This is a genomic window from Actinoplanes sp. NPDC051537, assembly GCF_055586105.1.
The window spans coordinates 138,283-156,753 of sequence record NZ_JBVJIU010000009.1; the positions used below are offsets into that span (position 1 = coordinate 138,283).

At 72.8% G+C, this 18,471-nt stretch carries 10 protein-coding genes; 4 read left to right on the forward strand and 6 right to left on the reverse strand.

Annotation, left to right across the window (positions count from 1 at the left end):
* Positions 1-59: 59 nt before the first annotated feature.
* The 5 genes from ACZ6TB_RS23135 to ACZ6TB_RS23155 are packed head-to-tail and all read right to left on the reverse strand — an operon-like array spanning position 60 to position 4,480.
* On the reverse strand, positions 60-2,147 hold the full coding sequence (locus ACZ6TB_RS23135) for a bifunctional polysaccharide deacetylase/glycosyltransferase family 2 protein (protein WP_465556787.1): 2,088 nt from the start codon (positions 2,145-2,147) through the stop codon (positions 60-62).
* Positions 2,148-2,149: 2 nt separating this feature from the next.
* Positions 2,150-2,536: a hypothetical protein gene (locus tag ACZ6TB_RS23140; RefSeq protein ID WP_465556788.1), complete on the reverse strand. Its 387-nt coding sequence runs from the start codon at positions 2,534-2,536 to the stop codon at positions 2,150-2,152.
* Complete coding sequence (locus ACZ6TB_RS23145; protein ID WP_465556790.1) at positions 2,533-3,303, reverse strand: hypothetical protein; 771 nt, start codon at positions 3,301-3,303, stop codon at positions 2,533-2,535. Before ACZ6TB_RS23145 ends, ACZ6TB_RS23140 begins: the two co-directional genes overlap by 4 nt.
* 4 nt (positions 3,304-3,307) lie before the next feature.
* A complete protein-coding gene (locus tag ACZ6TB_RS23150) occupies positions 3,308-3,889 on the reverse strand; it encodes an RNA polymerase sigma factor (protein WP_465556792.1) in 582 nt (193 codons plus the stop codon).
* 18 nt (positions 3,890-3,907) lie between these two features.
* Positions 3,908-4,480, reverse strand: coding sequence for a hypothetical protein (locus ACZ6TB_RS23155; RefSeq protein ID WP_465556794.1), 573 nt, complete (start codon positions 4,478-4,480; stop codon positions 3,908-3,910).
* 171 nt (positions 4,481-4,651) lie between these two features.
* Between ACZ6TB_RS23155 and ACZ6TB_RS23160 the strand changes: the two genes are divergently transcribed.
* From ACZ6TB_RS23160 to ACZ6TB_RS23170, 3 genes are all read left to right on the forward strand, one after another.
* Positions 4,652-5,848, forward strand: coding sequence for a M20 metallopeptidase family protein (locus ACZ6TB_RS23160; RefSeq protein WP_465556795.1), 1,197 nt, complete (start codon positions 4,652-4,654; stop codon positions 5,846-5,848).
* 121 nt (positions 5,849-5,969) lie between these two features.
* Positions 5,970-7,169: a pectate lyase gene (locus ACZ6TB_RS23165; RefSeq protein ID WP_465556797.1), complete on the forward strand. Its 1,200-nt coding sequence runs from the start codon at positions 5,970-5,972 to the stop codon at positions 7,167-7,169.
* A gap of 293 nt (positions 7,170-7,462) precedes the next feature.
* Positions 7,463-9,376, forward strand: coding sequence for a DUF4153 domain-containing protein (locus tag ACZ6TB_RS23170; RefSeq protein ID WP_465556799.1), 1,914 nt, complete (start codon positions 7,463-7,465; stop codon positions 9,374-9,376).
* A gap of 73 nt (positions 9,377-9,449) precedes the next feature.
* Here ACZ6TB_RS23170 and ACZ6TB_RS23175 read toward each other — a convergent pair whose 3' ends face one another.
* Entirely contained in the window at positions 9,450-17,693 is an 8,244-nt protein-coding gene (locus ACZ6TB_RS23175; protein ID WP_465556801.1) for a DUF7507 domain-containing protein, read from the reverse strand.
* A gap of 265 nt (positions 17,694-17,958) precedes the next feature.
* Between ACZ6TB_RS23175 and ACZ6TB_RS23180 the strand changes: the two genes are divergently transcribed.
* Complete coding sequence (locus ACZ6TB_RS23180; RefSeq protein ID WP_465556803.1) at positions 17,959-18,459, forward strand: hypothetical protein; 501 nt, start codon at positions 17,959-17,961, stop codon at positions 18,457-18,459.
* The last annotated feature ends 12 nt before the right edge of the window (positions 18,460-18,471 follow it).

The following is an 18,471-nucleotide window of genomic DNA, read 5'->3' on the forward strand; positions in this document are numbered from 1 at the left end:
CGCGGCGGCCGGTACTTGACCGTTTTCACCAGGTCCCGGGCAAGACGGCGGCCGAACCCCTATCGGCCGGCGTTGACGGCGGCCGCGCCGACGCGAATCATGCGGTGCCAGCGCAGGCGGCCGCCGAGCAACGCCATGACGGTGGACTGGATCACCACCAGGTACATCAGCTGGCGGTAGACGACCTGCTGCAGCGGCAGGCTCCAGAGCGGCCCGAGCCGTTCCCCGTCCAGGCGCAGGGCGACCGCGGCCGTCAGGACCTGGACCGTCATGAAGCCGGCCCAGACCGCGGCGACCTTCCCCAGCGGAAGGAACAGGACGCTGTACAGCCCGTACACGTCGATCATCGGCGCGGTCAGCGGCAGCAGCACCTGGAACAGCAACAGGTAACCGAGCCCGCGGCGGCCGAGCCGGCCGGCCGCGCCGCGCTCCCGCACCGTGCGCCGGTGCTTCCACATCGCCTGCATCGTCCCGTAGCACCAGCGGTAGCGCTGCCGCCAGAGCTGGCGGACCGTGGCGGGCGCCTCCGTCCAGGCGACCGCCCGGGGCTCGTAGACGACCAGCCACCCGGCGCGCAGGACGGCCATGGTGAGGTCGGTGTCCTCGGCGAGCGTGTCCGCCGGGACGCCGCCGACGTCGTGGACGGCGGCGCGGCGGAACGCGCCGATCGCGCCGGGCACGGTCGGCATGCAGCGGGCGATCTCGAACATCCGGCGGTCCAGGTTGAAGCCGAGGACGTACTCGAGGTGCTGCCAGCGGCCCAGCAGTCCGGCGCGGTTGGCGACCTTGGTGTTGCCCGAGACGGCGCCGGCGCGCGGGTCGGCCAACGGCTGCACGAGCCGGCCCACGGCGTCGGGCTCGAACACGGTGTCGCCATCCACCAGGACGAAAATGTCGCCGCGGGCGTGCCGGATGCCGGTGTTCAGCGCGGCCGGCTTGCCGGCGTTCGGCTGACGCACGACGTGCACGCCGGGCAGGCCGAGGCGTTCCACGATGCCGGCGGTGTCGTCGGTGGAGCCGTCGTCCACCACGATGACCTCGATCGCCGGGTAGTCGTTCCCGGCCAGCGACCGGACCGTCGCGACGATGTTGGCGGCCTCGTTGCAGGCCGGCACGATGACGCTGACCGGGCCGACATAGCGCGGCGGACGGCGCCGCCGGCGGCGGACGCGGCGGACATGCGCGCCGGCCGTGGCCAACTGCACGGCCAGCCGCAGCAGACCCAGGACGACCGCGACGGCCATCATGACGAGCAGGCCGCGCGCCAGTCCGGTCGCGCCGAGCTGGGCCACCCGCAGTGCCTGCCCCCGCCGGCGCCGGCCGGTCGGCGCCGGCGGCGCGGCGGGCAGCCGCAGCGCCTCCGAGACCGTCACGAAGCGGTATCCCTGTGCCTGCAGCCGGGGAATGGCCTGCTCGAGCGCGGCCACCGTCTGGGACCGGTCGCCGCCGCTGTCGTGCAACATGACGACCCCGGGGCGTACGGACCGGGCGATCACGCCGGCGCCGGGCCGCCGCCAGTCGCCGGTGTCGTGGTCGGTCAGCACGAGCAGGTAGCCGGGCGCGGCGTCACGCCAGGCGGTGTACTCGGCGCCCGTGAAGGCGTCGGTGGTGGAGGAGTAGGGCAGTCGCAGCAGGACCGGTTGCCGACCGGTGGCGGCGGCGATCGCGTTGCTGGTGAGGGTGAGCTCGAGGTCCATCCGCCAGGTCGGGGTACCGGCCGCGGCCACGTGGGTGAAGGTGTGCGAGCCGATCTCATTGCCGCTCGCGAGGACCTGCCGGGCGAGGCCCGGGTACTGGTTGACTCGCGAACCGACCTCGAAGAACGTCGCGTGGGCGTGGTACTTGGCGAGGACCGTGAGGATCCGCGGCGTCCAGGTCGGGTCCGGGCCGTCGTCGAAGGTGAGCGCGATGGTCCGGTCCGGGACCGCCCGGCTGGTGACCCGGCCGCCGGGTTCGAGGCGCCGGACGGCGGCGCCGCCCGGTACCGCCGGCGCCGCGCCGGCCGACGGCTCGGGCGGGTCGCCGGACTCCGCGCCGGCGTGCGTGACGTAGCCGTCGAGGCCGAGCTCCGCGAGAAGGACCAGCATCGCGAGCATGAGCAGCACCCAGTGCGCGCGCGGCTCCCGCCGCCGGACACGTTTACCCACGGTCACTTCGTCCGGGAGGGACGCGCGCTCGGGGAATGGCCGCGACCCTTGCCGTGTGCCGACCCGGCGGCGCTCGTGGTGGCGGACGGGGTGACGGTCGCCGGCGGCGCGGGTGACGTGGCCGCGACCGTGGGCAGGGCCGGGGTGGTGGTGGCGGCATCCCGCGCTGCCGGCGGACGGCGAGTCGCGCTGGTGCGAGCGGCCGGCGGCCTCGGGCCGTCCGGAGCTGCCCCGGGCCAGCCGGGCACCGCGGCCGGCCCGGCTCCGGTGAAGCCGGCCGCGAGCGTGAGCGCGGCCAGCATCAGCACCAGCGTCCCGGCCGCGCCGCCGGCCACGATCAGCCGCCGGCGCCGGCCGGACCGGTCGACGAAGACCGGATCAGCGATCACTTGTTCCGTCCGGACGGTGTCGGATGGGACGGTGTCGGATGGGACGGTGTCGAATGGGCCGGTGTCGGATGTGCCGGTGTCGGGTGTGCCGGTGTCGCGCGATGCGATGCTCCGAGGCCCGGCTTGGTGGATGTGGCATCGGCGGACGGAGACACCGACGCGAGCACGGCGGCGCAATACGCCGCGACCCTGTCCTGTCCGCCGGCGGCGGCGATCAGGTCGCGGCTGTCCCGGCCGTTCATCGGTCTGCCGCCGGCCGCGGCCGCCGTCCACGCCGCGCACCAGGCCGCATGCACCTCGGGCGCCTGGCTGCCGTGAGCGGTTGCCGGGGCGCTGGTGGCGTGTGGCGCCGGATTCGGAATGGACGAAGGGGCACCTGTTCCCGGCGCCGGGATGCCCAGCGCCGAGAACAGGTGGTGCGCACGCTGCTGAACACCGTCGGGGAGGGTTCCGGTCGCTGCCGCCACAGCGGTGCCGCCGCCGACCAGGAGGGCGAGGCTCCCCACGACGGTCACGACGACCTCCCTGGCGAACATCGGCAACCGGACATGATCTCTCCTCTTCGGTTCGGCGGTCAGCGCGGCGCGGCGATGCTCCGTGGCGAGCGCAGCGACCATCGCCTGCTCGCCGCTCAGTTCCTCCGGCGTCGCCGGGGCCCGGAGGGCGTCGAGCAGGTGATCCAGGCCGGGGCTTCGGGGGCCGGCCACATCGCTCGGTTCAACTCGCCGCGTACACATCGCATGCAGGAAAGCGCTCCGTCTTCGCATCCTGTTACACCTCCCCGGCGGTTTCGTCCGGAGGCCTCGTCACCCGTCCCCGGACCTGCGGATCGGCGGCCAGGCGGCGTAGTCCGCGCATGGTCGCGATCCGCACCGCGCCGCGGCGTTTGCCCAGCACCCGGGCCGTTCCGGCGACGTCGAGGCCGGCCACCACCCGCAACAGCACCGCCTCCGCCTGATCGATCGGCAGAGCCGCGATCCGGCCCAGCGCCCACGCCGTCTCGGCTCCCTCGATCACCTCGACGGCCGTGTCGGGGTCGGCCGGCCCCGCGCTGACCCGGCCGACCAGATCCTCCCGGCGCCGACCGGATCGGCGCAGCTCATCGATGCCCCGATGCCGGGCGATGCGGAACAGCCAGCCACGGAACGCGGCCACGTCGCCGGTGAACCGGTCCAGATCCCGGGCCACCTGCAGCCAGGTCTCCGACGCGGCGTCCTCCGCCGCATCGCCGGCCACCACCCGCAGATACCGCAACACCGGCGGCTGGAGCGCCCGCCAGAGCACCGCGAACCCGGCCTCGGCACCGGCCCGCGCATCGGCCAGCGCGTCGGCGAGCTCGTCATCCGTCGCCAAATCCCACTCCCGGCAACGTCACCGGTTGAGCCAGGTGAGCTGCGGGCTCTGTCTCCAGCGGTCGCGGCTTTCGTTGGCGGCCGGTCCGAATGATCTCGATCGCTGGTTGGCCGGGTGCCCCGACCTGACGATGCGGTGGCGCGAGACGTCCGGCGCGGCCGGCGCCGGTTCTTCCGCCCGCGTGCCGAGGGAGCGGCGTCGCCCGGGACCGGCCGTCCCGGCCGACAAGGCCACGGCAGCGAGCAAAGCGGTTCCCGAACGCAGGGGTGTGGTGGGATCGACGGCGCGACCCGCCACCGAGACACCGGGCGGGAACAGTCCCAGAGTCGCTGCCGGGAAGACCAGCGCCGAGACGTGGGCGGCCGCGAACACGGCGCCGAGGACCGCCACGCCGAGCAGCGACAGCCGGACCGTCGCGACCAGGCCGACCAGAAGCCCGGCGCCGAGCAGGCACGCCAGCGTACGTTCGACGCCATCGATGCCGGCCGCCCCGGCGGTGGCCGGGTCCGCGCGGTCCTGACCGAAGGCGATCAGCAGCCAGGACAGCGGGGCAACCAGCATCGCGATGAGGAGGGCGGCGAAATGTCGCATGGCGCACACCGTAGCGAGCCACCGGCGTGGCACGGCGGTCAGCGCGACGGGCGACGCGAGTCCTTCGGATAGTGCTCAGACCGGCCGCCACCAGTAACACCGGCGGCGGTCCCGACGCCCGCCTTCGAATTGGTGGTGCGGAGAATCGGCGGTTGTGCGCAAGATTCCCCGGTGAATCTTGACGAGGAACTGATCGAGCTCCGCCGGGAGATCCACCGTCACCCGGAGCTGGCCGGCGCGGAGCGGGAGACGGCCGGGCTGGTCGCGGAGCAGTTGCGGGCGGCCGGGCTCGAGGTGACGACCGGCGTCGGCGGTCACGGCGTCCTCGCGGTGCTCGACGGTTCGGCGGACGGTCCGACGGTGGCGTACCGGGCGGACATGGACGCCGTCGACGCGCGGACGAACGTGCTGCCGATCCCGCGGTCCGGCCGGGTCTTCGACGGGGGCTTCGCCTCCCGCGTCCCCGGCGTCGCGCACCTGTGCGGGCACGACCTGCACACCGCGATCGGCGTCGGCGTCGCGCGGGTGCTGGCTCAGGACTCCGAGCGGGTACGGGGCCGGTTGGTGTTCGTCTTCCAGCCGGCCGAGGAGCCGCTGCGGGGCGCACGGGCGATGCTCGGAACGGGCCTGGTGCAACGCCTCGCGCCGCGCGAGTTCTACGCGCTGCACTGTGCTCCGTTCCCGGCCGGGACCATCGCCGTCTCCCCCGGGTACGGCCTGCCCGGGCTCGACCACATCCGGATCGTGCTGCCGGGCGCCGGCGACGCGGCGGTCGCCGCCGTCGCGGCCGAGGTGGCGCGCCTCGGCACGGTCGAATTCCCCCGGAGCATCGACGACTACCACGCGCGCTTCCAGGCGTTGCTGGCGCCGGAGATCGCCGCGACGATCCAGGAGTCCGTGTCCGTCGCCCAGTGGACCGACCGCACGCCGGACGCGCACCCGGCCGCCAACGTCCTGCTGCGGGTCTGGCCGCACGAACGGCTTCCCGGGCTGCGCGCGCGGATCAAGCAGCTCGCGGCGGACGCCGGCGGCCATGTCGAGCTCCCCGGCGATCCCTTTCCCGCTCTGGTGAACTCGGCGGAGCTCAGCACGGCGGCCGGCCACTATCTGAGTGCGGCGCTGGGGCCGGAGTCCGTCGTCTGGGCCCGGGCGTCCTGGCCCTTCAACTGCGAGGATTTCGCGCTGTTCCTGGACGAGGCGCCGGGCGCGCAGTTCTATCTCGGCGTCGCCGACACCGAGACCGGGATCAACGGCGCGCCGCATGCCCCCGACTTCGCCGCCGACGAGCGAGCGATCGGCCACGGCGTACGCGCCATGACCGGCCTGCTGACCGATCGGCTGGCGGCCGGCGACCGCCGACATCGCTAACAACGGGCAACTCGGACACCTCCTTGTCCTGACATCGACTGGTCTCTATCCTTCAGGAAAGCGCTTACCTGTGGCCAGTCCATCCACACGACGCGCTCTCGACAACGAGGTGAGAGAACTGATGAAGAGACCAATCGCGCTCCGATGGGTCGCCTGCGGAGCCACCGCCGCAGCAGCCGCCGCAATCACGCTGATGCTGCCCACGTCCTACGCTTCGGCCGCCGACAACCTGAGCCTCAACGGCGGCGCCGACGGCTCCAGCAAGGCCAGCGGCACCAGCTACGGCAACGTCAAGGACGGCAGCACCAGCACCTACTGGTCGCCGGCCGGCTCGACCGGCTACGTCTCGGTCAAGTGGAGCAGCGCCGTGACGGTGTCCTCCGCCGTGATCCGGCAGGCCTCCGGCGGCGGCTCGATCAGCGCCTGGCGGCTGCTCAACTACGACACCGGCGCCGTCCTCGCCAGTGGTAGCGGCAGCCCGAGCACCATCAACTTCTCCTCGACGTCGCTGAAGAAGATCACCTTCGACATCACCAGCGCCTCCAGCGCGCCGCGGATCGCCGAGTTCGAGACCTACTCCAGCGGCGGCTCGACCCCCACCACGAGCCCCACGACCGGCCCCACCACCGGTCCGACCAGCAACCCCGGCACGCCGACCGGGTCGTGGCCGTCCTCGGCCGGCTCAGTGTCGATCTCCGGCACGGTCTCCGTCTCCGGGACTTTCGACGGCGGCATGAAGACCTACTGCTGCATCGGTGACGGCTCGCAGAGCGAGTCCCAGGACCCGATGTTCGAGATCGCCAACGGCGGCACCCTGCAGAACGTCATCCTCGGCTCCCCCGCCGGCGACGGCGTGCACTGCCTGGGCACCTGCACGATCCGGAACGTCTGGTGGAACGACATCGGCGAGGACGCCGCGACCTTCCTGCAGACCAACGGCGGCACCAGCTACGTCATCGGCGGCGGCGCGAAGTCCGGCAGCGACAAGACGTTCCAGCACAACGGCAACGGCACCGTCAACATCTCGGGCTTCTACCTCAACGGGGCCGGCAAGCTGTACCGCGCGTGCGGCAACTGCACCAACTCGTACCAGCGCAATGTCGTGGTCAACAACGTGCTGCTGCGCGGCGTCGACTACGTCGTCGGCATCAACACGAACTGGGGCGACACCGCCACCATCACCCGCGTCACGGTCAACTCCGGCGCGGTGGTCTGCGGCATGTACAAGGGCGTCGCCAAGGGCAGCGAGCCGAGCTACCTCGGCGAGGGCTGGAACACCAGCAACTGCAAGGTGAACAAGAGCGACATCACGTACCAGTAAGTCCTGAATGCCTGTTCCGGGAGGGGCGCTCACCGTGAGGTGGGCGCCCCTCTCCGTGCTCGGCCTCCCGCATCCGTGCCAATCCGGTATAACGTCGCGGCGGTACGGACCCGTCCCGGCGTAGAAAATGCCGTACGCACGGTTTACGGTGTGCGCACCGAGCAACCTAGGAGGGCACAGTGGCCGATCTGCCACCAGAGCAGTCGGAACCCCCGGAGGCGGCACGACCCGTCCCCGCGGAGACCGGCAAAGACGTTCCCGCCGTCACTGTGCCGGCGCCACAATTGCTGGTCATGCCGCCGACCGACGCGATCCCGTCGATGGTCTGGCCGGGGACCGAGGGCGAAACGGCATGGGCGATTCCGATCCAGATCCCCTCTGGTACGCGGGGGTACGCCCTCTTCGTGCCGATGGTGCCCGCCCCGGCGCCGGTGCCGGCCGTCACCGCGCCGGCCGCTCGACCGGAGAAACCCGCAGCCACGCCGGCCGCCGCACCCGTGGTCACCGCGCCGGCGGCCACGACACCGGCCGTGGTCGCTTCGAAGCCGGCCGAGAGCGCGACCCCGGCCCCCGGAGCAGGCCCGCGGCCGAACCCCCAAGCGCTCGCTCCTCAGGCGCAGCCTCCGCAGCGGCCGGCGCCCCCGCAACCGCAGGCGCCTCCGTACCCGATGCGCCCGTTCGGCACGTACGAGCGCCCGCCGACCCCCTGGCAGACGTTCCGCAAGAAGCGCTGGCCCGGGCCGAAGAAGACGCCGGGCTGGGCCGTACCGGCCGGTGTGCTCGCCGGCGCCCTCGGCTTCCTGATCTTCCTGCCGCTGGACCGGGTGGGAATCGGCTGGTTCCTCGGCTGGCTGGCGCTGACCCTGGGCGTGGCGTTCGGCGTCCACAGGTCCACCGACCTGCCCCGCCGGGAGCGGCTGGTCCGTTCCGGCTGGGCCGCGGCCGCGCTCGCCCTGCTGCTCATCCTGGCGTTCCGCAACGCGTGGTGGCTGGTGACGTTCAGCGTGCTGGGCGCGATCGGCTGCACCGCGCTGGCGATCGTCGGCGGCCGGCAGGTCCGGTCGATCCTGTTCAGCCTGGTGGCGGCGCCGTACGCGGCTTTCGCCGGCATCCCGTGGGTCCGCAGTCACCTGAAGACCGGCCGCAACCCGGGAATCGCCCGGCGGGCCTTCTTCTCGGTCGCCCTCACCGTCGTGGTGCTGCTCGTCTTCGGCGCGCTGCTGTCGTCGGCCGACGGCGCGTTCTCCGAGCTGCTCGACGATGCCATTCCCGACTTCGCGGTCGGCTCGATCTTCCAGTGGATCTTCCTGGCCGTGGCCGGCGGCCTGCTCGCGGTCTCCGGGGTCTACACGCTGACCGCACCGCCGGTGACCTCCAGCCTGGACACCGAGGGCAAGGGCCGGCTCGGCCTGCTCGAATGGGCGCCGGCCTGCGCCGCGCTGGTGCTGCTCTTCTGCGGCTTCGTGGCGGTGCAGTTCACCGTGCTGTTCGGCGGACGACGGCACGTGCTGGAGACGGCCGGGCTCAGCTACTCGCAATACGCACGAAGCGGCTTCTGGCAGCTGGTCGCGGTCACCCTGCTGTCGCTGGCGCTGATCGCGGCGCTGGCCCGCTGGGCGAAGCGGGACCGGCCGGTGGAACGGGTGCTGCTACGCGTACTCCTCGGTCTGCTGTGTGCTCTGAGCGTCGTGATCGTGGCGTCCGCGCTGTCCCGCATGTGGGAGTACCAGCGGGTCTACAGCTTCACCGGCGAGCGGATCTTCGTCATGTCGTCCGAGATGCTGCTCGGCGTGATCTTCGTGCTGATCGCGGTCGCCGGCATCAAGTGGCAGGGCAAGTGGATCCCCGCGACCACCGTCGGTCTCGCCGTGGTGATGCTGCTCGGTCTCGCCGTCCTCGACCCCGAGGGCTACGTGGCCAGCCGCAACGCCGCCCGCTACGCCGGCTCCGGCAAGATCGACGCCTGGTACCTGCGGGCCCTCTCCGCCGACGCGACGCCGGCTCTGACGAAACTGCCCGATCCGGTACGCCGGTGCACCCTCAGCTGGATCGCGGAGGATCTCAAGAAGCCCGACCCCTGGTACGCGTGGAACCTCGGCCGGCAGCAAGCCCGCCAGGCCCTCGCCGACCTGGGCCCCGCCGCGATCGGCAACCAGAAGGACTGCCGCTCCGCCGACCAGTTCGACCTGCCCAAGACCCGCCGATGAGCGATGGTGCTCCGGCCCCGTGCCGGAGCACCATCCCGCCGCGAGCGCCACCCAGGAGTGCCCGGGCCGAGGCTCAGGGCCCGCGCCTCCGTGGTCGCGGCGTGCGGTCCACGCGACCGAGCCTGGCCAGGGCGAGCGCCGTGGTGCCGGCCGCGACCAGCAGCGCGCCGAGGAGCAGCAGCGGGGCGTAGTCGCCGCCGGTCTTCGACAGCGGCGTGCCGGGCGGCGCCGGGGGCGAGACGCCGCCCGCCGGTGTGCTCGGTGCGGCCGTCGGCGCCGACGGGCTGCCGGGCTTCGTCGGGCGCGGGGACGGCTTCGGGGTGGGGTGCGCGTCGATGGTGTGCGGCGCTTCGGTCTCGACCGGTGGCGCGTTGTCCGCGGTGGTGGATCCCGCCACCTTGGCCACGTAGGTGTGGTGGCCGGTGGCGACGTCCTCGGCGCTGGGGTGGAAGGCGGTGGACGTGCAGGTGATCGTCCCGCGGGGCGCCACGGGGGTGTCGGGGCAGGTGACGGCGGCGGGCAGCCCGGTGATGCGCACGTTCCGGACGGTGACGTTGCCGGTGTTGGTGACCACGATGGTGGCGGCGAGGGTGTCGGCGGTGCTCAGCCGGCCGTCGTGATCGATGTCGGTCCAGTCCGCGGTCTGCGCGGCGGTCAGCGCCGGCGCGGCGGGGGTGACCGGGGTGTCGACGGAGGCGGGCGCGGACAGGTAGCGGCTCGGCGCGCCGGGTTCGCGGCCGGTGGCGGTGGCGGAGTTGACGATGGTGCGGCCGGCGTCGATGTCGGCCTGGGTCACCAGGTAGAGCTGGGTGGCCTTGCAGGTCATGACCTCGCCGACGGCAAGGTTCGCGCGCGGGCAGGTGGCGGGGCCGACCAGGGCGTCATCGACGGTGATGTCGTTCATGGTGACGTTGCCGGCGTTGGTGATCAGGTAGGTGTAGCGCAGCGTGGTGCCGGCCGCCGGGGCGGGCTCACCGAGTGCCGCGGCCGCTACCCGGACGGTTTCGGCAGCGGCGGTCGTGCTGATGGTGAGCACTCCCCTTGCCGCCGCGACGGGGACGGTGGTCGTCGCGGTGCCATAGCCGGCGTCGGTGGTGGCGCCGGGTTTGCGGCCGGTCACCTGCGCGGTGTTGCCGATCGGTTGCCCGGCGTCGATGTGCTGCTGGGTGACCTTGTCGGGCCGGCCGGAGCAGGTCATGGCGGCGCCCACGGCCAGGGCGGTGGCGGGGCAGGCCGCGGTCCGGGCGTTGGCGGCCTCGGTCACGGTGATTCCGGAGATGGTGGTGTCGCCGTTGTTGGTGACGGTGTACCGGTAGGCGATGGTGTCGCCGGCGTGGGCGCCGCTCTGGTGGCCGGCGGGCGAGACGGTGGCGGCGGCGGCGAGGCTCAGCGAGTCGGTGGCGACCGCCACCGCTTCGGTCGCGGTCGCGGGCCCGAAGACGAGCGTGGCGGCCGAGCGGGGTGTCGTGGCCGAGACGATGGCGCTGTCGACGATCGGCTGCCCGGCGTCCACATCGGCCTGGGTCAGCTGGTACGAGTGGGCGGCGGTGCAGGTGGTCGTGCCGCCGGCGGTGAGGGTGCCGGCCGCACAGGTGGCCGGCCCGGCGATGGTGTCGTCGACCGTGATGCCGGTCATCGTGACGTTTCCGGTGTTGGTCAGGGTGTAGCGGAAGGCGACGGTGTCGCCCAGGGCGAGCAGGTTGTGATGGCCGGCCGGCGTGACGGACGCCGCGGCGGCGATGGTGAGTGCGGGCGCGGCGGGGGTGATCGCCACGCTGACCGGGTACGAGCCGAGCGTGTTGCTGCCGATGGCGCCCGGAAGCCGGCCGGTGACGGCTGCCGTTCCGTCGACGGTGCTGCCGCTGTCCACATCGGCCTGGGTGATGGTGTACGGGATGCTGGTGCAGGTCATCGAGGCGGACGGGGCGAGGGTGGTGGCCGGGCAGGTCGCCGACCCGGAGACGGTGTCGGTGACGGCGATCGCGGTGATGGTCCGATTGCCGTTGTTCCGCACCAGGAAGCTGAACGTGACGGTGTCGCCGGCCTCGGCCCGGCCCGCGTGTCCGGGCGGGCCGACCGCCGTGGTCACGGTCGCGGTCAGGGAGGGGGCGGCCGTGACGACGACGACGCTCGAGGTGGCCGGGCCGTACGAGAGGGGCGCCGCGTTCCCTGTTCGCTGGGCGTGCACGTGGGCGTCGGCGACGATCGGGCCGCCGGCGTCGACATCGGCCTGGGTGACGGTGTAGGGGTGGCCGCCGGCGCATTGCATGGTGGCGCCGATCACGAGGGTCGCGGCGGGACAGGTTGCGGCGCCGGCCACCGGGTCGAGCACCGCGACGTGGTCGACGGTGACGTTCCCGGTGTTGGTGACGGCGTAGCCGTAGGTGATCGTGTCCCCCGCGAGGGCTCCGTTCTGGTGCCCGGGCGGCGACACCGTCGCGGTGCTCGCGATCGTCATCGACGGGACCGCGGTGGCCACCGCGGTGACGGCCGACTGCGGCCCGAACGGAAGGTCGGCGCCGGTGCCGGCGCGGCGGCCGTAGGCGGTTGCCGTGTCGGTGATCGGAGCGCCGATGTCGATGTCGTTCTGGGTGATGGAGTAAGGGGTGCCGGTGCACGCGGTCGACTGGCCGACGGTCAGGGTGGTGAGCGTGCACGTCGCCGCGCCGGCCGTCGTCCCGGTGACCGCGACGTGGTCCATGGTGACGTTGCCGAGGTTCTGCACCGTGTACCGGTAGGCGATGGTGTCGCCGCGGCCGGTGCCGTTGGCGGTGGCGGCCACGCCGAGGCCGAGCAGCGGGTTGGCCGGTGCGAGGGTGACGTCGGCGGACGCCGGGCCGTACGGCGCCGGGGCGAGAGCGGTGGGACTCTGCCCGTACGCCGTGGCCGCGTCGGTAACCGGTCCGCCGGCGTCGATGTCGGCCTGGGTGACGGAATACGTGGTGCCGCCGGTGCAGGTCATCGACGCTCCCGCGGCCAGGACCGCGCCGGGGCAGCTGCCCGGGCCGGTGCGGACGTCGGTGACGCTGACCGAGGTCATGGTGACGTTGCCGTTGTTGGTGACCAGGTAGGAGTACGCGATGGTGTCGCCGGCCGCGGCGGCGACCTGGCGCGACGAGGGGTTGACGGCGGGGGTGACCACGACGGTCAGCGAGGCGGTGGCGACCGCCAGGCCGACCGTGGTCGAGCCGGTCGCGTACGTGCTGGAGGCCGCGGCTCCGGGCGCGCGGGCGGACACCGAGGCGGCGTCGGTGATCGGGGTACCCGCGTCGATGTCCGGCTGCACGACCAGGTACGAGGCGTTGCTGCCGCAGGTCATCGAGGCGCCCACCGCCAGCGAGGTGGCCGGGCAGGTGGCGGCGCCGACCCGGCTGTCGGTCACGCCGATCGAGGTCATCGTGACGTTGCCGGTATTGGTGACCCGGTACTGATACCCGACGGTGTCGCCGGCCGCGGCCCGATTCTGGTGCCCGGCGGGCGCGACCGTGCCGGTGACGGCCATGCTCAGCGACGGCACGGCCGGGGTGACGGTCACGGTCGATGTGAACGGGCCGAAGCTGCCGGCGATGCCGCCGGGGGTGGCGCCGGCGGCGGTGACGCTGTCGGTGATCGGCGTGCCGGCATCGATCCGGGCCTGGGCGATGGTGTACGCGGCGCCCCCCGTGCAGGTCATGGCGGCCGCGACGGCGAGGGACGTCGCCGGGCAGACGGCGGCGCCGGCGAGGCTGTCGCTCACCACGATGCCGGACATGGTCACGTTGCCGTCGTTGACGACCCGGTAGCTGTAGGCGATCGTGTCGCCGGCCCGCCCGGCGCTCTGATGGGAGGCGGGGTTGACGGCGGCGGCGACCGTCACCGACAGCGAACCGGTGGCCGCCACGACCGGAACGGCGGCGGTGAACGGGCCATATGACGTGCTGGATGCGCCGGGGGCACGGCCGGTGACGGTGGCGCTGTCGGCGATCACCACGCCGGCGTCGATGCTCGCCTGGGTGACCGGGTAGGCCGCGGCGCCGGCGCAGGTCATCGAGGCGCCGGCGGCCAGCGGGGTGGCCGGGCAGGTGGCCGCGCCGATCAGGGTGTCGGTGACGGCGACCGCGGACATGGTCACGTTGCCGCTGTTGGTGACGGTGAAGGTGTAGCCGATCGTGTCCCCGGCGCGGGCGGCGCCCTGGTGGGAAGCGGGGTTGACGGCCGGGTTGACCGTGACCACGAGCGCCGGCGCGGCGACCGCGACCGGCACGGCCGCCGAGAACGGGCCGAAGCTCGAGGCGCTGGTCACGCCCGGCCGCCGGCCGGTGACGGTGGCACTGTCCGCGACGGCCGTCCCGGCATCGATGTCGGACGCGGAGACCCGGTAGACGGCGTTGCCGGTGCAGGTCATCGAGGCGCCGACGGCGAGCGACGGCGCGGGGCAGGCGGCCGTGCCGGTCAGCGCATCGCTCACGGTGATGCCCGACATCGTGACGTTGCCGTTGTTGGTCACCGTGTACGCGTAGCCGATCGTGTCGTCGCGGGCCGCGGCGCCCTGGCGGCTGGGCGGCGACACGGTGGCGGCGACGGTCGCGGTCAGCGACGGTGCGGCCGCGACCACCGGGACGGTGGCCGAGAACGGCCCGAACGATCGGGTGGCGGGCGATCCGGCGGTCCGGCCGGTGAGGGTGGCGGCATCGACGACCGGTCCGCCCGCGTCGACGTCGGCCTGGGACACCGGGTACGGGGCGCCACCCGTACAGGTCATCGATGCTCGTACGGCCAGCGTCGTTCCGGGGCAGACGGCGGCGCCTCCGCGGGTGTCGGTCACGGCCACGTGGTCGAGGGCGATGTTGCCGTCGTTGGTGACCAGATAGCTGTAGCCGATGGTGTCGCCGACCCGGGCGGCGCCGGCGTGCGAGACCGGGTTCACGGCGGCCGTCACCGCGGCGCTCAGCGACGGCACGCCGGCGGCCACGGCGACCGTGACCGCGGCCGGCCCGAAGGTCGACGTGGTACTGCTGCCCTGGGGCCGGGCGGTGACGCTCGCGGCGTTGTAGATCAGCTGCTGGGCGTCGAAGTCGGACTGGGTGACGACGTACGCGCCGCTGGTGCAGGTCATCGTCGCGCCGACGCCCAGGGAGCCCGACGGGCAGCCGGTGGCGCCGGTGAGCGCGTCGCTCACCGTCAGCTGGCTCATCGGCACGTTGCCGTCGTTCGTCACGACGTACCGGTACGTGATGGCGTCACCCACGGCGGCGCCGCCCTGATGCCCGGCGGGCGTCACCGCCGCCGTGCCGGTGATCCGCAGCGACGATGCGGCGGGCACGATGGCGACGCCGCTGCTCGCGCTGTTGTCCGTCGCGTCCGGGTCGACGCTGTCGGCGGACAGCAGCCGGGCGACGTTGCTCGGTGTCCCGGCCGCCAGCGCGGTGCCGGACAGAGCCAGCGTCAGCTGCGCGCCGACCGGCATGACCGGAATACGCCAGGTGCCCGCGGCCGGGTCGTAGGTCCCGGCGCCGGCGGTGCCCGCGGCGATCGACAGGCCGGCCTGCGGCTGGATCTGGATGACGACGTTCGTGGCCTCGGACGGCCCGGTGTTGCCGGCCGTCACCTGGAACTGCACCGGGTCGCTGGCCACGACGTTCGGCGTCGAGGTGCTCTGGCTCAGCACGACGTCGGCACTGTGGTCCACGGTGATCGCGCTGGTGTCGGCGTCGTTGCCGCCGATGGGGTCGGGTGTGGTGGCCGAGACCGTCGCGGTGCGGGTGAAGGCGGCGCCGCTGTAGCCCGGCGGAAGCAGGGCGTCGAAGGTGATCGGCCAGGCGCTGCCGCGGTACATCAGTTGCCGGGAACAGACGAACCGGCCGCCGTCGGGGGTGATGCCGGCGGCATCGACGCTGCCCTGGAAGGCGCACGAGCCGGTCGCGGTGGACGCGGTGGGCACCGGCTGACCGGCGGCGATCGCCTGCTGGAGCAGCACGCCTTCGGCGCGGGTCGGGCCGTTGTCGGTCACGGTGACCACGTTCCGGACGCGTTCGCCGGCAATGGCGTGCTGCCCGGGGTGGTCCAGGTTGTCCAGCGTCTGGGTGACCGCCAGGTCGCTGTTGAGCAGAACGGTGAAGGTGACGGTGTCGGTGTCGTTGGCGGCGTTGTCGTCGGTGGTGGGTGAGATGACCGTGGTGCTGGCCCGCCCGAGGCCGGCGGCCGCGTCGTCGGTGAGGACCGCGTCGCCCGAGATGGTGACGACCTGGTCGCGGACCATGCCCGGCAGGGTGCACGCGGTGGGCGTGCAGTACGGGCTGTCCGGCCGCACGATCCGGATGCCGGGCGGCACGACGGTGTTGAACGAGACCTTCGCGGCCACCGACGGCCCGTGATTGGTGACGGTCAGGGTGTAGTGGGCGGTCTCCCCCGCGTACGCCGAGTTGCGGTCGATGGCCAGGGCGACGCCGACGTCGGCCACCGACGTGCCGGCCGACTGCACCGAATAGTTGTTGTTGCCGATGTCCGGATCCGGTGTCGCGGAAGTGACCGAGACGGCGTTGTTCACGGCGCCGTTGAGCATCGGTGACAGCGTCATCGTGACGGTCACCGTCGTCGAGGCCGCGGCGGCGAGGCCGGCCATTGCGCACTCGATCGTGCCGGTCGACGTGCCGGCGCAACTGCCACCCGGCGTCGACGCGCTCACGTTGGTCGAACCGCTCGGGATGGGGTCGGACAGCACGATGCCGCGCGCCGTCGACGGCCCCTGGTTCGTGATCGTCGCCGTGTAGGTGATCGTGGCGCCGGCCACCGGCACCGCCGGCGCGTAGGTCATCGTGACGCCGAGGTCGGCGCTGGTGGTGACGGCCTTGCTGACGGCGTCGGCGTTGTCGGACTGGTTCGGCTCGTAGGTGGCGCTGGTGACCGCCGCGGCCACGGTGTACGTCGCGCCGGGCGTCGAGGCCGAGGGCACGGCGCCGGTGAGCGTCATCGTGCGGCTGGCGGCCGCGGCCAGGCTCGGGTAGTCGCACTCGGCCGTGACGCCGGTGACGGTGCAGGTGCCGCCGGGCGACGTCGCCGTGACTCCGGTGAGCCCGGGCGGCACGGCGGCGGTCAGCTGGACGGCGGTTGCCGTGCTCGGTCCGGCGTTGCCGGCCGTGATCGTGTAGCTCGCGTTCTGGCCGGCGACCACGGCCGAGCCGGCCAGCGCGGCGGTCACCGCCAGGTCGGCGGCCGGGTTGACGGCGATGCCGGCGGTGTTCGAGATGGAGGTGACGCCGTTGCCGGTGAGGGTGTCGGTGTAGCCGGCGGCGGCGTCGTCGTCGAGCGAGACGCCGGCGACCGCCGGGTCCACGGTCACCTGATAGCTGACCGAACGCGACTCGCCGGGCCCGAGGGTCCCGCCGGTCGCGCCGGCGGCGCCGGTGCCCACCCGCACCTTCACGGTGCGCGTGGCGGCGTCGTAATCGCCGGTGTCGTCGCCCGCGGCGTCCGTCGGTCTGGTCGTGGTGGAGCCGTTGATCGACCGCAGCGAGCCCGGTACGAACGTCGTGCCGGCCGGCAACGTGTCGGTGATCTCCGCCAGCCGGGCCGGGTTGCCGCCGTCGTTCCGGGTGGTGACCGTGTAGGTGAGGGTGTCACCGATGTTCGCGGTGGCGGTCCCGGCCGCGTCGCTCACCGTCTCCGAGGTGGTCAGGCAGGCCGCCGATCCGAACGAGATGGCATCCAGGAAGTTGCCGATGCTCGGATCGGTGCTCGCCGAGCCCACCGACTTGAACGCGAACCGGGTGGTGGTCTGGCCGGCCGGCACCGTGTACAGCCCGGAGTAGGTGCCCCACGCCGTCTTGCCGTCGGCGATGTTCGCGCCCTGCTGCACCAGGACCCCGGACGGCGGCCCGATCAGCACCGCCATCGTGTCGGTGCCGGTACGACCGCGGTGGCTCAGCTGCCAGCGCAAGGACTGCCCCGGCACCGTCGTCAGATCCTGATACAGCGTGGACACCATGTTGGCGTTGAGCTCGGCGTGCTGAGCACCGGAGGTCTCCGGCACACCGCCGTAGCTGCGCCATAACTCGATCATCTTGTCGGTCGCCGAGGTCAGCCAGCCCGGCACCTTCGTCTGCGACATGATCGACACGGCCCCCGTGGAGATCACCGGCTGCTCGAAGTCGCCGTTGGTGAGCGCCACCGCGGACGGGCAGACCGACTGCGCCGCCACCGCCGCCCGCCAGCCCGCCGGGTCGACCAGGAGCATCGCGCTCGCCAACAGGGCAACGGCCGCCCAGCGCGTCACCAACCGCCGGGCAGAAACCTCGGAGCCCGCCGACAGCCGGCAACGCGACGACGGCTCACGTTCCATATCGGCATACTATTCTCGATAATCACATTTCGGCCTTAACTCCGATATTCGCCAAGGCGGACGCCACGGGCGCTGATGTCGCGATCGCGGCTCCGGCCGGCGCCCATCCGGCTCCCCCGCACCATTGGCCCCAGCAGCACGTCAAATCCCTTGCGCCGCAACAGTTTTCGGCGTCGACCGACCCGGTGGCGTTCCCGTCCGTACGGGCCATTACGCACGGTCACCGGCCCGGGATAGAAATTCGGCCGGAACGACGATCAACCCCGTGAGGACGACGATGCGCAAAATTCTGCTGACCGCGGCCGCTGCCGTGACCGCGTTCGCCGCGATGCCGGCGATGGGCGCCCAGGCCGCCACCAAGGTCGAGTCGGTGATCGGCGCCGGCACGCTCGGCCAGTTCGGCACCCCGACCGCCTACCTCGCGGCGGCCGGCAACCAGCGTGGTCAGCTCGGCGCGTTCACCATCACCTACCCGGACGGCACCTACGCGACCGGCACGTCGAGCTGCCTCGTGGTCGACGCCAAGGTCGCGTACCTGACCGGCAAGATCGTCCTCTCCGGCGGCCCGCGCCGCGACACCAACAGCTGGCAGCGCGGCAACTACGTCGTCATCGGCGTCCAGGACAACGGCGACGGCACCGTCGTGGCCGACAAGCTGAACTTCTCGACCGGCACCGCCGCCGACCCCGGCTGCGGCCCCAACGGCGACGCCACCCCCGAGTTCTTCATCGTGAAGGGCAACTACCGGGTCACCGACGCGGGCTGAGCGATGGCCGGC

Bases quoted from the DNA above. Each gene is read 5' to 3' on its own strand.
- ACZ6TB_RS23145 (WP_465556790.1), bottom strand. From the start codon at position 3,303: ATGCGAAGACGGAGCGCTTTCCTGCATGCGATGTGTACGCGGCGAGTT.
- ACZ6TB_RS23155 (WP_465556794.1), bottom strand. From the start codon at position 4,480: ATGCGACATTTCGCCGCCCTCCTCATCGCGATGCTGGTTGCCCCGCTG.
- ACZ6TB_RS23165 (WP_465556797.1), top strand. From the start codon at position 5,970: ATGAAGAGACCAATCGCGCTCCGATGGGTCGCCTGCGGAGCCACCGCC.
- ACZ6TB_RS23170 (WP_465556799.1), top strand. From the start codon at position 7,463: ATGCCGCCGACCGACGCGATCCCGTCGATGGTCTGGCCGGGGACCGAG.
- ACZ6TB_RS23175 (WP_465556801.1), bottom strand. From the start codon at position 17,693: ATGGAACGTGAGCCGTCGTCGCGTTGCCGGCTGTCGGCGGGCTCCGAG.